The organism is Brevibacillus sp. AG (assembly GCF_028369215.1).
GTDB lineage: Bacteria > Bacillota > Bacilli > Brevibacillales > Brevibacillaceae > Brevibacillus > Brevibacillus porteri.
This window is the reverse complement of record NZ_JAQMYO010000002.1, coordinates 380,231-392,805: the sequence shown is the minus strand read 5'-3', so window position 1 is coordinate 392,805 and position 12,575 is coordinate 380,231. Positions and strand designations below refer to the sequence as shown.

General features: G+C 48.2%; 14 protein-coding genes and 3 riboswitches. Of the genes, 2 read left to right on the top strand and 12 right to left on the bottom strand.

Going from position 1 to position 12,575, the window contains the following annotated elements:
* Positions 1–80: 80 nt before the first annotated feature.
* Entirely contained in the window at positions 81–560 is a 480-nt protein-coding gene (locus POF51_RS06855; protein ID WP_069849512.1) for a CcdC family protein, read from the top strand.
* Positions 561–675: 115 nt separating this feature from the next.
* Here POF51_RS06855 and POF51_RS06850 read toward each other — a convergent pair whose 3' ends face one another.
* On the bottom strand, positions 676–1,491 hold the full coding sequence (locus tag POF51_RS06850) for a VOC family protein (RefSeq protein ID WP_069849514.1): 816 nt from the start codon (positions 1,489–1,491) through the stop codon (positions 676–678).
* Between the two features lie 77 nt (positions 1,492–1,568).
* On the opposite strand from POF51_RS06850, the gene POF51_RS06845 reads away from it, so the two are divergent.
* Positions 1,569–2,738, top strand: a complete 1,170-nt coding sequence (locus tag POF51_RS06845; RefSeq protein WP_069849516.1) for a CapA family protein — start codon at positions 1,569–1,571, stop codon at positions 2,736–2,738.
* Between the two features lie 62 nt (positions 2,739–2,800).
* On the opposite strand, the gene POF51_RS06840 is transcribed toward POF51_RS06845, so the two are convergent.
* The 11 genes from POF51_RS06840 to POF51_RS06790 form a co-directional block, all read right to left on the bottom strand.
* Complete coding sequence (locus POF51_RS06840; RefSeq protein ID WP_069849518.1) at positions 2,801–4,066, bottom strand: homoserine dehydrogenase; 1,266 nt, start codon at positions 4,064–4,066, stop codon at positions 2,801–2,803.
* Between the two features lie 86 nt (positions 4,067–4,152).
* Positions 4,153–4,264, bottom strand: a riboswitch (SAM riboswitch).
* A 65-nt stretch (positions 4,265–4,329) separates the two neighbouring features.
* A riboswitch (SAM riboswitch) is annotated at positions 4,330–4,436 on the bottom strand.
* 94 nt (positions 4,437–4,530) lie between these two features.
* The gene (locus tag POF51_RS06835; RefSeq protein ID WP_017249489.1) at positions 4,531–4,665 is read right to left on the bottom strand and encodes a hypothetical protein; all 135 of its coding nucleotides are present in this window, start codon (positions 4,663–4,665) and stop codon (positions 4,531–4,533) included.
* Positions 4,666–4,824: 159 nt separating this feature from the next.
* Positions 4,825–5,029: riboswitch (cobalamin riboswitch) on the bottom strand.
* A 33-nt stretch (positions 5,030–5,062) separates the two neighbouring features.
* Complete coding sequence (locus POF51_RS06830; RefSeq protein WP_069849520.1) at positions 5,063–5,554, bottom strand: methylated-DNA--[protein]-cysteine S-methyltransferase; 492 nt, start codon at positions 5,552–5,554, stop codon at positions 5,063–5,065.
* Positions 5,555–5,561: 7 nt separating this feature from the next.
* A complete protein-coding gene (locus tag POF51_RS06825) occupies positions 5,562–6,077 on the bottom strand; it encodes a DinB family protein (protein WP_069849522.1) in 516 nt (171 codons plus the stop codon).
* 44 nt (positions 6,078–6,121) lie between these two features.
* Positions 6,122–6,745 carry a cyclase family protein gene (locus POF51_RS06820; protein ID WP_069849524.1) on the bottom strand — a complete coding sequence of 208 codons (624 nt, stop codon included), beginning with the start codon at positions 6,743–6,745 and terminating at the stop codon, positions 6,122–6,124.
* Positions 6,746–6,766: 21 nt separating this feature from the next.
* Complete coding sequence (locus POF51_RS06815) at positions 6,767–7,756, bottom strand: Gfo/Idh/MocA family protein (protein ID WP_069849526.1); 990 nt, start codon at positions 7,754–7,756, stop codon at positions 6,767–6,769.
* A gap of 25 nt (positions 7,757–7,781) precedes the next feature.
* Positions 7,782–9,281 (bottom strand): glucose-6-phosphate dehydrogenase, encoded by a 1,500-nt coding sequence (zwf, locus tag POF51_RS06810; protein WP_069849528.1) that lies wholly within the window; start codon positions 9,279–9,281, stop codon positions 7,782–7,784.
* A gap of 97 nt (positions 9,282–9,378) precedes the next feature.
* Positions 9,379–9,999 (bottom strand): arylformamidase, encoded by a 621-nt coding sequence (gene kynB, locus POF51_RS06805; RefSeq protein ID WP_069849530.1) that lies wholly within the window; start codon positions 9,997–9,999, stop codon positions 9,379–9,381.
* Between the two features lie 139 nt (positions 10,000–10,138).
* Positions 10,139–11,314: an ATP-binding protein gene (locus POF51_RS06800; protein WP_069849532.1), complete on the bottom strand. Its 1,176-nt coding sequence runs from the start codon at positions 11,312–11,314 to the stop codon at positions 10,139–10,141.
* A 189-nt stretch (positions 11,315–11,503) separates the two neighbouring features.
* On the bottom strand, positions 11,504–12,028 hold the full coding sequence (locus POF51_RS06795) for a phage tail protein (RefSeq protein ID WP_069849534.1): 525 nt from the start codon (positions 12,026–12,028) through the stop codon (positions 11,504–11,506).
* 15 nt (positions 12,029–12,043) lie between these two features.
* Positions 12,044–12,553 (bottom strand): phage tail protein, encoded by a 510-nt coding sequence (locus POF51_RS06790; RefSeq protein ID WP_069849536.1) that lies wholly within the window; start codon positions 12,551–12,553, stop codon positions 12,044–12,046.
* Positions 12,554–12,575 lie beyond the last annotated feature (22 nt).

Sequence of the window (12,575 nt, the reverse complement as noted above, 5' to 3'; positions counted from 1 at the left end):
ACATGACAAACGCTTTCCCACTGACCATGCTTTGGTGTACACTAGTGAAAGTATGTTGAACCTTATGGAGGCGTTTTTCCATGCAGATACTTTCCTCTCCCGTTTTGGGAATCCTGCTGCCTCTCGTGATGGCTATTGCAGTGATCTTTGTGAGAATGCGTCGGCAAAAAAAGCCGGCTTCTGCAAAAAGCATTATTTTGCCACCTTTCTTTATGGCGACAGGGTTTGCAATGTTTTTGTTCCCGGAGGCGCAATTACCGCCCAAGTTTGATATTGCAGCCTTTGTGGTTGGGCTTATCTTTTCGATTCCGTTGATTATGACGTCACGCTTCGAAATCATTGGGCAAGATGTGTATTTGAAACGGTCCCGTGCGTTTTTCTTCATTTTGTCTGGACTGTTGGTCATCCGACTGATTATTAAACTGATGATCAATGATAGCTTTACACCGATTCAGACGGGTGGGCTGTTCTTCTTGCTCGCATTCGGTATGCTCGTACCTTGGCGTATCGCGATGCTGGTGATGTACCGGAAATTAACTAAAAAGACGTTTGGCACCTAGTAAAAAAACCACCTCCAGTGCGAGGTGGTTTTTTTCTCAAAACGCTACATAAAACGGATGCTCTTCTTCTCGTAAACACAACTCAATCCGTTTGCAGAGGCTCTCTTCTAAACGACTATTCCAGCGCTGCTAGAAAGTAAGATCCTCCATCAATCTTATACTCGCTATTCTTGCTTGCTCCTTCCAGCCTCGCAAAAAACGGTCGTTGCCCGCGATTTTTCCATGCAGTCTGCGCCAATCCCTCTTCGGTCGGTTGGCAAAGCACTACATTTCCACCCGGAAGTTCAAATGCTTGGCAGATTGCCCCCAGTTCTTTATCGTGAAATTTTTCGCTCTTCTTCCATCCAAACCAGCTTTGCCAACGTGCTGTTGCTTCATCCAGATCGTTTACTGCATAGCCTACTGACTGGAGATGCGCTGCACCGTTCGGATGTGCGCCAATGATGCCACGATTTGTCAAATCTTCTATTCTCTCCTCATCCGTTTGCGACCATTCAATGAGAAATGGCGGTAGAAGAGCACTATCTGCATCTTCGAGGAACAGCATCCGCCACCGAAGCGTCGTGCCATCATCACGCGTACGACTTCCCGCAACTGGTCCAGTAACCTGCAAACCTTGGCCTCGCAGGCGCTCTGCCCACGCATCCATCTCGTTGGTCCGAAGCGCAATTTGACCAAATCCTTCTCCCTTCGCTTCATCCTCGATACATTGACGTACGAGCGGATTATCTGATTGTCGAGCAAGCTCCTTGTGTTCAACCGCCAAAAATTCAACATAAGAAAGCCCGAAATAACTAAGGCTATTCCATGTCCCCCAAGACGCGTGACGCCCTCCAGCTACCGCATGAAAACCCGCTTGGCAAAATTGTTCCGATGCTTCCTGTGGAGTTCGCTGTACAAAATGAACCAAATGATCAAAAGTTAATCGCACCTTTTTTCGCCTCTTTTCGTAATACTTATAGGATATCAAAATTCATTTATGTAAGGATAGAAGGACAAGGGGGAAAAATGAACGAGACCAGATCAAGCCGGGTAAAAGCTCGGCGCAAGAAATCACGTAAAACATGGGTACGTGTTGGAAAGAACACGCTCCTATTTAGCGTATTGGCCATCTTCGTCGTCGGAACCTACTACTTATTCCAAACTGCCATGGATGGAAAACATGCCAACCCGAACGAGCAGCCTGCTCCTGACAATACTGTGAACCAAAAGACCTCTGTGCAGCTCACCTTTGTCGGTGACATCATGATGTCAGGGAATGTAGAGAAAACCTTACTCGCAAACAGCTATGACTACCCATTCAAGCATGTAAGCTCACTCTTTTTGCAAGATGATATCACGATTGCCAATTTGGAGACGCCGATCACCGCCACAGGTGTTGCCGCACAGAACAAGGCGTATGTCTACAAGTCGTCGCCACTTGCTGTTCCTGCCATGAAAAACGCAGGGATTGATGTGGTGAATCTCGCCAATAATCACTCCATGGATCAAGGAGTTCCGGGATTGCTCGATACTTTTGACGCTTTGGACAAGAACCAGATTGAATACGTCGGCGCCGGAAAGGATGCCAAACGTGCCTATTCCCCTGTATTCATAGAAAAGAACGGCATCAAGATCGCGATTCTCGGCTTCAGCAGGGTCATTCCCGAAACAAGCTGGTTTGCAGGGGATTCCCAGCCAGGTATGGCCGCTTCCTATGATCCTACGCTAGCAGTGAAAGCGATCCAAGATGCGAACAACCAAGCGGATCTCGTCGTGGTGATTGCACACTGGGGCAAGGAACGCTCCGATTATCCTGTCGATCATCAAGAAGAGTTGTCTCGTGCCTACATCGATGCTGGTGCAGATTTGATTGTCGGCGGTCATCCACACGTACTTCAAGGCTTTGAACGATACAACGACAAATGGATTGCGTATAGTCTAGGCAATTTCATTTTCACACGATCAAGCGAACCCAAGACTTGGGAAACGATGGTTCTGCAAGCAAACTGTACGAAAAGCGGTGATTGTGAGCTGACGATGCTTCCGTTTCACGCAGAATTGGGACAAGCTGTACCCATGAATGAAAGCAACGGCGCTGCCCTGCTAAAACGTATTGAATCCATTTCTGAGAGTGTCGACATACAAAGTGACGGGCGTGTACAGCCGCGCGCAAAAGTGGTGGAGACTGCCCCCTGACAAAAGAAGCCGTGTTTCCAGGTAACTAGAAATACGGCTTTTCTTCTTATTTTTCCTCTTACTTACGCAGACTCGATAATGGGGAAGCAGCGCACTTCTAAGCCAAAATCATTTTTCAATAGGGACTCGTGCTCTTTACTGATTCCTGTCACGATCAGACCTGCACGCAATACGCCCCCCAAGTCGAATTGGACTTTTAGTTTATGCACGTTGACTCCTGCCTGCTGAAGGAAATGCAAGACACGATCTGGCGTAGCAGTATGACATGAGCCCTCTAGATAACACAGGACGCGTTCCTCCGAGTCCACCGTGACTCCTGCTTTGTCAGCCGTTTTTTCTTTCCAAGTAGGATGCGGTGTGAATGGCTGTGTCAATAAATAGGCCAAATCCTCTACGACTGCACTTGCTGTAGGGAGCTCTCCTGCCCCTCTTCCTGTAAACAACAAATCTCCCACGATGTTGCCCGATAGCTGCACAGCATTAAACGCGTCGTGGATTTGCGCCAACGGATGACTCAGCGGAAGCATGGTTGGTTCAACAGATAGGCGAATTCCTTGTTCAGCTTGATAGGCCTGCGCGATGAGCTTGATCCGGTACCCCAGCTCACTCGCAATCCGAATGTGACCCGCTGATAAATCTGAAATCCCTTTACGAACAACATCTGCTAGCGGCAGCGATTCTCCATAAACAAGCTGTGCCAGGATGTACAACTTGTACATAGCGTCAAAGCCTTCTACATCCGAACGAGGGTCTGCTTCCGCATAGCCCAACTCATGCGCTTGCTTGAGCACCTCCTGATAAGAGAGTTGTTCTGCCTCCATCTTCGTCAAAATGAAGTTCGTTGTTCCGTTGAGAATACCGCGAACACCTTGGATATCGTTCGTGCGAAGGAACTGCCGGAGCACGCTCAAGATCGGGATGCCCCCTGCCACACTCGCTTCATAGGCCAGATGAACTTGATGCTGATTTGCCAAATCGACTAGCTCCGTTCCTTTTTTCGCCAGTAGCTCTTTGTTGGCAGTTACTACATGGCAGCCCTTTTCGATCAAAGCACGGACGTAGTCATAGGTAGGTTCTACACCGCCCATGACCTCCACTACGATATCCACATCGCTTCTCAATACATCCTCAAAGTCAGTTGTCAGTAAAGCCGGGTCGACGTGAACCGCCCGCTCTTTTTCCGAGTCACGCACCAAGGCCTTGACGATCTCAATTCGTTTTCCCAGACGAGAAGCCAGCTTCTCCTGTTGCGAACGGATCGTTTTGATTACGCCTCCACCGACTGTTCCCAATCCCAATAATCCCACGCGTACCACTTCTGCACTCATCCTGACCACCCCATACCCCGAATTTTAGATAAAAAGAAAAGCCATCTTCGATAAGAAGAAGGCTTGTTAGCAGCTAATGCTCCCCCTCCTTATCTCCCAGGACGTATATGTCCTGCAGGAATTGGCACCTTGTCACAAAATATACGTGACGGTTGCCGGGCTTCATCGGGCCAGTCCCTCCACCTCTCTGGATAAAGAAAATATGAAATTAAAAAAACCTTCTTCGCTAAGAAGAAGGTTCATCTACTAATAGAGTAACCCGCTTCTTATCTTTCGAGACGAAACGTCTCGCAGGAATTGGCACCTTGTCGCAATATGCAACGGTTGCCGGGCTTCATAGGGCCAGACCCTCCACCTCTCTGGATAAGAACCATTTATGCTGTTGAGCTTTATTCTAAGAAATTCCAAGGCAAGCGTCAACAAAATTCTTTCTTTTCTGATTGTAAGCTGATTTGGCAAGGCTTTCAGTTGGGAGTGAACAGGCTCTCTACCTCTTCCATACTGCAGCAAGTGCAATGAAACACACCCTCCTGGCCTTCCTCAGGTAGCTCTTTTTCCTCGACATATCCGCACCATTGGCAAATGAAAAGTTGAATCATCGCACGCCCTCCTCTTCTTTTATCCTGCCCAAAATAAAAAGAACATTTTCCGCTCGACCGTGACGATCGTTAGAAAATGCCAGAAAAAGAGGGACGCACTTGTCCACGCGCTGTTTTTCGCAAGCCATCTCTAACACCTCCCTATCTCCCGTAGGTCTATCAGTGTTGTCGAAACAGGCAGGTCTCCTGACTATGGGTTCATCGTCTAGCGTCGCCTTCCCCGTCTATTTTGATAGACCAGTGGCTTGTTGGACGCTGACTCCCCTCTTACAGTGGCGGGACCGTGTCGGATTTGCACCGAGCTTCCCTATTATCCTTGTGGCGAATTGTTACGCCCGAAGGAACCTGTTTCCACCTATGAAATTGTCTTTTCTCACTACTCTCCTCAAATTTTACCTTATTCTTCCTTGTTTTGCGAACATTGTTCGTGGGTCAGTAGCCATTCCTTTCGCCACAAGCCACCCGAATAGCCTGTTAGACTCCCGTTTGATCCAATAATTCTATGGCATGGCACAATGATGTTCAGCCGATTTTTTCCGTTGGCATTCCCGACAGCCCTCACCGCATTTTCCTTCCCAATCAACGCGGCTAGCTCCGTATACGTAATCTTGTGCGCATAGGGAATAGTGGTCAATGTGTGCCAGACTGATTTCTGAAAGTCTGTCCCTTTCATCCACAGGGGAACAGAAAAGGACTGTCTCTTGCCGGAAAAATATTCGTCCAGCTGTTGCTGGCAAACGAGGAGAGGCTCGTGGCAATTGTCTTCTTGTTCAAGCAAAATGGGTTCGTCCCGATCTGTGAATAGGATAGAACATACCCCGTCTTCTGTCCCACTGATTTCCAAGACGCCGAGTGGCGATGCATAATCGATTGTCTGTATCCTTTCCATACGAGACCTACCCTAAATACCGCTCTCTCAAAATGGTACTGTGGTGAGCTTCATGTCCTGCAATCACATAAGCCAACGTCCTTGCAGATAGCTTGTTTCCGTTGGCAATTCCTGTACGCAACCACGCTTCTGGAGAGATTCCTCGGACTTGCGCGATGGTCGAAGCACGTACAGCCTTATACTCTTCCAATAAATCAGAGAGGTTTCTTAGCCGAAAACACCCGTGTTCGACAAAAGTATTCTCATCAAAACCGATGAGGGGTGTCTGGTCTCCTCTCGCGATTCTCAGTAAGCGATAGCTCATGATGCGTTCTGTATCGACGAGATGACCCAAAACCTCTTTTACCGTCCATTTGCCTGGTGCATACCGATAATCAATTTGCTCAGGCGCAAGTGACGAAAATAGCGCGACTTGCCTCTCTCCTTGTTGCGTAAGGATCGTTAGCGGCTCCCCCTCCGGTACAAGCCCAATATAATAGTCAAAATAAGCGGCGTATTCATCGCGCTCTGGTCGTCTGAGCATGTATTTCCCTCCCCTTCATTTTGGATAGACAAATGATGTCTCCATTATTCGTTATGTAATCCTTCAAACAATAGGACCCTTGCCGGGGCTGCATCCGTGCCGATCAGCTTGAGTGGTGCAGCTACCAAAAAATAATCGCCTGGGGGGACCTCCGCTAGCCGCAAGCCTTCCACGACAATGACGCCCGCTGCAAACAGTTTTTTATGGGTGGGGTGCCCTTCCTGACTGCGTTCGATTCCAAGTGCATCGGTACCAATGCCCCGTACCCCCAGCTCACTTACATATTCTGCACCTTCCTCTGACAGAAAGATGAATTCAAAAGAGAACGCCTCTTCAAAAGAGTTTTTCGTTTTAAATAGGACAAAATCTCCTCGCTCAAGATCGAAGCTCTCCAAGTCGGAGCGAGTGATCCTGTCCTCTACCGCTGTGAGATCGAGAACCTTGCAACTGCCCACTAGCTTCTCCAATGAAATACTCTCAAATGTATCGCCAGCATTCACCATGTGCAGGGGAGCATCTACATGGGTACCAGAATGAAGATCCATATCGATTCTCGATTCTGTTACATAGCCATTGGTAGCGGTACGTATTTTCGGCTGCTTTTCCTGCTTGTTTTTATACACCGTCATTCCTTCGTACACGTTGGCGGTTACATCATACATTTTCATCCCAAATGCCCTCCCCTTTACTTACCGTTTTTTATGATCCGCAGGAAAAACGATTCCCATCTGTCTTCTTACTTCATCCATGACCTGCATGGTCGTTTTGGAGACATCATGCGAATTCGTTGCAGATTGTCTTGCCCCTATCCTTGCCAAGTGTAGGAACTCCCTAATTTCATAATGCATGGTCTTCGGGGTCTGCGGCCTTGTCACTTGCTCGATTCGTCCGTCTCTATAACGAATGTCCACTTCTTTGAGATGGTTGATTCGATCGATCACCATCGTGGCGTCCTCCCCTTGGATTTCTGCTGGCTGATAGGAGGTCGTAATTTTCGAAAAGCTAATGATTGCATCCATCTCTCGATACTTCAAAAGAATGCTGCCTTCCCCGTCCACTCCAGAATCAAGCACAATTCCTTCTGCCTTGATGTCGTCTGGTCTGCCAAAAAGGATGAGTAACGGATAAAGACAATAGATTCCGATGTCCATCAAGGCTCCGTTTGAAAAAGCAGGATCAAAAGCACGTAAAACCTTCCCTTCGCGATAGGCGTCATAGCGCGAAGAATATTGGCAATTGCTAGCAATATAGCGTCGTACTTTTCCCAGCTTGTGCAGGTTGTCTTGTATCGCAAAAAAATTGGGCAACAGCGTAGATTTGACAGCCTCCATGAGCAGCACGTCATTTCTTTTCGCTGCTTCGATCATTTCTTCTACCTCAATCGCATTGGAAGCCAGTGGCTTTTCACACAATACGTGTAGCCCCGCGTCCATGCACTGGATCGCTTGTTCCGCGTGGCAGGAGTTGGGGCTCGCGATATAGACCGCGTCCATATTTTTGCTTGCAGCCATTTCTTCTAGGCTGTTATAGGCGAATGGTGCACGGTACTTGTCAGCGAATTCCTTGGCGCGTTCGATGGTACGTGAATAAACAGCCTGAAGAGAAAATCCTTCTACTTCTTGACCAGCCTGGATAAATTCCTCGGTGATCCAGTTCGTTCCGATTACGCCAAATCGCATCTCATCCGCTCCCTTTTCTTTTGGTCTATCTCGTTGCAGTGACCGGCACTCGTTCTTCGACCTTATCCAGCCACCACACGAATCCGTCCGCAGCCAGCAATTGCTCTGCGGCCTTCGGTCCGAATGAGCCAGCTTCGTACGTAAAGAGCGGCACCAAATTCTCAGCGAAGGCTTCCAAAATCGGTGTCACCCACTCCCACGACAGCCGGACCTCATCCCAATGCGCAAAGTAGGTGGAATCCCCTCGGAGTGCATCGAACAAGAGCAGCTCGTACGCTTCCGGCACGTCTTTTGTCCCTGCACTGAAATCTACCGTCACCGGCTCAATCTTACCGCTATTTGTCGGATTCTTACTATTTACCTGCAAGGCAATACCTTCGTTCGGATTCACGCTAATGATCAACAAATTTGGCGATGTCGTTTCATTTTGTTCCTGATATAGCTTTTCATGCGGATTTTTGAACTCAATGACGATCCTGGTTGATTTCTCTTGCAGTCTTTTTCCCGTACGAATATAAAAAGGTACCCCTTGCCAAAACGGGTCATCAATCCAGACACGACTGGCAATATACGTTTCTGTCATCGAAACTGGATCGACACCAGGCTCGTCCCTGTAGCCAGCCACAGGTGTTCCTTGAATATGTCCTGCGCTATACTGACCGCGAATCACGTGGGTGCGGACTTCTTCTTTCTTCATCGGACGCACGGCGGCCATCACCTTGCGCTTTTCTTCGCGGATATGGGCGGAAGTGATTCGCTTCGGAAGCTGCATGGCGATAATCATGAGCATTTGCAGCATGTGATTTTGGAGCATGTCACGCAGTGCTCCGGCTGGCTCGTAATATCCAGCCCGATCCTCGACGCCGACCGTTTCATTCGCCGTAATTTGCACGTTGGCGATGTACTGGTTGTTCCAAAGAGCCTGGAAGACCGGATTCGCAAATTCGAGAGCCTCAAGGTTTTGAACCATCGGTTTTCCCAAGTAATGGTCAATGCGATATATTTCTTCTTCCAAAAATGCTTTCCCCAGCTTTTCATTCAATTCTTCGGCAGATTGCAAATCATGTCCAAACGGTTTTTCAATGATCAGACGCTTCCAGCCTGTCGTTGAACCCAGTCCACTGGCCTTAACATTGGTTGCAATTCCCTCGAAATATTGCGGGGCTACTGACAAGTAAAACATCCGGTTTTGCGGAATCTGCAGCTCTTGCTCTCTTTGGAGGACCAGATCATGTAACGTTTCATAAGCACGCGGTTCCATGACATCTACTTCCGCATAGCGACAAGCAGACAAGAAAGCGTCTAGTTCGTGGGAAGCAATCTGAGCTCGACGGGAAAACTCATGGACAGACTGGCGAACAGATTCCTGAAATTCGTCACCAGACCAGGCCCTTCTCCCTACACCGATAATCGAAAAGGCAGCAGGCAACTTTTGATCTACATATAAGTTAAAGAGCGCAGGGAAAATTTTGCGTTTTGCTAAATCTCCTGTTGCGCCAAAAAGGACAAAGGTCATCGCTTCCATCTACTTTTTCATTCCCTTCATACGTACGCCGTGATGATGGTTTTTGTAGTTACCCTATTATTATTCGAGAAAATCACTGCTTTATCAATATGCAGCCTCACGAACGACGCAAGATTGCACGTACCGGACTCCCATCTGCTTCCATCAAAAGCAGCGGCAGTGCGATCAGTTCATAATCACCCGGTTCGACATGATCGAGCAGAAGCCCCTCCAAAATATGAATGTCATGCTGATGAAGCCCATGATGAGCAGCCAGTTCCTTGCTGTCCAATGGATCGACAGACGGGACATCTACTCCAATCAGCCGAATGCCTTTTTGGGCGAGGAACGCTGGTAAGTCCGCTCGCAGATGACAGATGGTTGACGGAAACTGATTGGGGTCGCTCCATGATAAGGTTTTGAGCAGCAAGCGTTCCACCCCGTCCAGATCTACCTGGGCAAAATCTTCTGGGCCAATGCTGGAACGTCCCGTAAGCTCTACCACTCTTGCCTCTCCAATATACAAGTCCAAAGGCAATTCAGCTATTTTTCGGCCATCGTCATCGAAATGGAACGGAGCATCCACATGGGTACCTGTGTGAATACTCATGGTTACTTTGCCGACATTGACTGAGCCACTCTCCGCTTTGGGCCAGTTTACGACATAGTGAAAGGGAGTGTCCCCTGGCCAGGTTGGCATACCTGCCATAAGCGGACGGGATATCTCTATTATTTTCATCGCGTATCCTCCACCTTCCAGCAACTGTTCGTGCCTATACTCAGCGTACAAAAAAGACTATATTGAGTCAATATTCTAACATTTATATCATGAAAAAAGACCGCAGCTTGATAGCGAGCCGACGGTCTTTTCGTTGATGTTAGATTCTGCTGTGAAGAGACAGGTAGTCCCACACCTCATCATAGATTCCGTTGTAATCCACTTGTTTCAAATGTTCTTTCAAAGTCCGCAACCACTCAATGGTTGTTGGATAGGTAGCTGCAATGGCCTCCCGTAGATCGCTCATTTGAATCGGGCGATCGACCCCTTTTGTTACGATATCATGCCAGACCTGCTCCGTTGCGAGCTCCACTACATACTCGATGTCTGCCCCCGAATAAAACTCTGTCCATCCTGCTAATTGCTCATAATCGAGCATCTCAGAAGGACGGCCCTCCAGCTTTAAGCGAAAAATATCCTCCCGTGCTTGCCGATCTGGCGGTCCGACAAAAATCCAGTGATCAAAACCAGCTGCTCGGAGCATGGAAGGCTCCAATTCCCATGGAACGTTGGTTGAACCCATCAGGACGAATCGTTCGTCGTATTCGCCTGCCTCCGCTATCTGCTGAAGCCATTTGGAATCGATCCCCTGTCTAGGATAGGAGTTCGGATGCTCTTCGTAATGGCTGGAAGCGTCTAGTTCATCTAAAAAGAACAGAAACGGTTTATTGGCAGGGACTGTTGCCAGTAAGTCCTGGATGTTGAACTGCCTGTTCGACGGCGCATACATACTTCGACCGCCTGTGATCGCCATGGAGAAAAAATGAGCCTGACATTCTTCTGCGGTTGCTTTTGCTAGCAAAGATTTTCCGCACCCCGATGGTCCGTAGAGTAAAATGGTACTTTTCTTTTGAGGCAACCGTTGCGAAATAGGATGTAGGAGTCTTTGAAAAATTGCCTCTTTTACTCGTCCAAGCCCGCCGACCATTCCAAAACCCGCCGTTTTCTCAACGAGTTGAACCGATTTCGCGGTGGTCTTCCCTTTGCCCCCTTCGATGACGCGTATCTTAGGTGGAAACATCGTATATGTAGAGGAATCCTTCTGATTGATCCCTTTTAACGTCCGCGAATATGGGGATTCCTTTTGTAGCTTGTTGAGTTCGATCACAATTTTTTCCTTCATCGCTTCATTTCCATAGGCAAGGGCCTGCGTAAACGCTTGTAAAGCCTCCGTACGATCCCCGTGCTCAGCATGCTCTAACCCTAATAACAGCCATACTGGGGCATTGCGTTGATCGCTCGTCAACATGCTTTTCAGTATTTCTATCTTCGTCATCTGCTTCATCCTCTGCGATCGTTCTGCTTCAAGCGATCGTTTAATATCACGGACATATCCATTATAATGCATACGTCTCGCAAGAAGAATACGAAAAGTAGGAAAAGATGGAAGAAGGGCTGTGACCGTCATCGTCATTCGAAAAAGACGCCTTCAGCTACACAGCTTCGGGCGTCCAAGATACAGTTCCTATTCTCTCGGTGGAAAAACTCCACCTTCCACACAAATGATGAACGAGAGTCCAAGATAAGGCTGCATATTATTATGAGGTTGAGTACCGCCTGTGGTGCCGATTGTTTGCGGGCTAAGCTGTGTCCCATCACTCGTTTTGGAGTAAGGAATGACACTTCCCCGACCAACAGTCGATGACCATTTCGCGCCTGTTGGTGTATCGACTGTTGGCGTTGAGCACACATTCGGAACATGAGTATGCGCCGGAATATCATTTTCCAGCAGAGTGATTTTGGCATCGCCACCTGTCTCTCCCACCGAACGCGGTGTCAAGCCAGGTCCTGCCCCCTGGTTCATCGGGGCTGTACCTCTTAAATTAGGAAGCGCAAATGTGGTCTTGCCATCTCCACCATACTTCGTGCCCAATATCGAATACAAGACAGGATTGGAAGAGATCGGGATCAATTGTCCATCACAAAAAGCCCAGTCCCTCGGTGCGAAATTGCCACCGAAGATACGAATTTCTCCAATATACGGATCCATATGATAGTGCCTCCTCTAGTTTCTTGACGGGTAAACCCCTTGAATTGCGATGCAAAAATTCCCGACCAAATACGGCTGCATATTAATATGAGGTGCACTATTCCCTACCATTTGCAACGCACTCTCGCTCATCGTCGTATCCGGGGTTGTCCCATAGGTTGTGGTGGAAGCTTGTGCCCAGTAGTTCCCCGCGCAGACTTTTTCATTGGCAGCTGCATTTGAGCCGGTTGCCGTATGGGTATGGGCGGGTATCTCGTTTGTCGTTAATACATGTGTTTCTTCGCCAGCTGACATACCAAGCGGTACGATTGGACGATCCTGTAGATTGTTTTTATGAACGGGGACACGCCCTCTTAAATCGGGTAAAGCAAACGTGGTTTTCCCGTTCCCCCCATAAGTAGTTCCTAACAAGGAATACAGTGCCTGGTTTACGTTGATAGGCAGCACGGCGCCATTACACAAAGCCCAACCCTTTGGCGCAAATGGAAATGGAAAAAATCGAATTTCTCCAAGAAATGGTTCCATGTAAAATCCTCCTGTTCGATTT

Bases quoted from the DNA above. Each gene is read 5' to 3' on its own strand.
- POF51_RS06830 (WP_069849520.1), bottom strand. From the start codon at position 5,554: ATGGAAAGGATACAGACAATCGATTATGCATCGCCACTCGGCGTCTTG.
- POF51_RS06815 (WP_069849526.1), bottom strand. From the start codon at position 7,756: ATGCGATTTGGCGTAATCGGAACGAACTGGATCACCGAGGAATTTATC.
- POF51_RS06795 (WP_069849534.1), bottom strand. From the start codon at position 12,028: ATGGATCCGTATATTGGAGAAATTCGTATCTTCGGTGGCAATTTCGCA.
- POF51_RS06800 (WP_069849532.1), bottom strand. From the start codon at position 11,314: ATGACGAAGATAGAAATACTGAAAAGCATGTTGACGAGCGATCAACGC.
- POF51_RS06855 (WP_069849512.1), top strand. From the start codon at position 81: ATGCAGATACTTTCCTCTCCCGTTTTGGGAATCCTGCTGCCTCTCGTG.
- kynB (WP_069849530.1), bottom strand. From the start codon at position 9,999: ATGAAAATAATAGAGATATCCCGTCCGCTTATGGCAGGTATGCCAACC.
- POF51_RS06845 (WP_069849516.1), top strand. From the start codon at position 1,569: ATGAACGAGACCAGATCAAGCCGGGTAAAAGCTCGGCGCAAGAAATCA.
- POF51_RS06840 (WP_069849518.1), bottom strand. From the start codon at position 4,066: ATGAGTGCAGAAGTGGTACGCGTGGGATTATTGGGATTGGGAACAGTC.
- POF51_RS06825 (WP_069849522.1), bottom strand. From the start codon at position 6,077: ATGCTCAGACGACCAGAGCGCGATGAATACGCCGCTTATTTTGACTAT.
- POF51_RS06820 (WP_069849524.1), bottom strand. From the start codon at position 6,745: ATGAAAATGTATGATGTAACCGCCAACGTGTACGAAGGAATGACGGTG.
- zwf (WP_069849528.1), bottom strand. From the start codon at position 9,281: ATGGAAGCGATGACCTTTGTCCTTTTTGGCGCAACAGGAGATTTAGCA.
- POF51_RS06790 (WP_069849536.1), bottom strand. From the start codon at position 12,553: ATGGAACCATTTCTTGGAGAAATTCGATTTTTTCCATTTCCATTTGCG.
- POF51_RS06835 (WP_017249489.1), bottom strand. From the start codon at position 4,665: ATGATTCAACTTTTCATTTGCCAATGGTGCGGATATGTCGAGGAAAAA.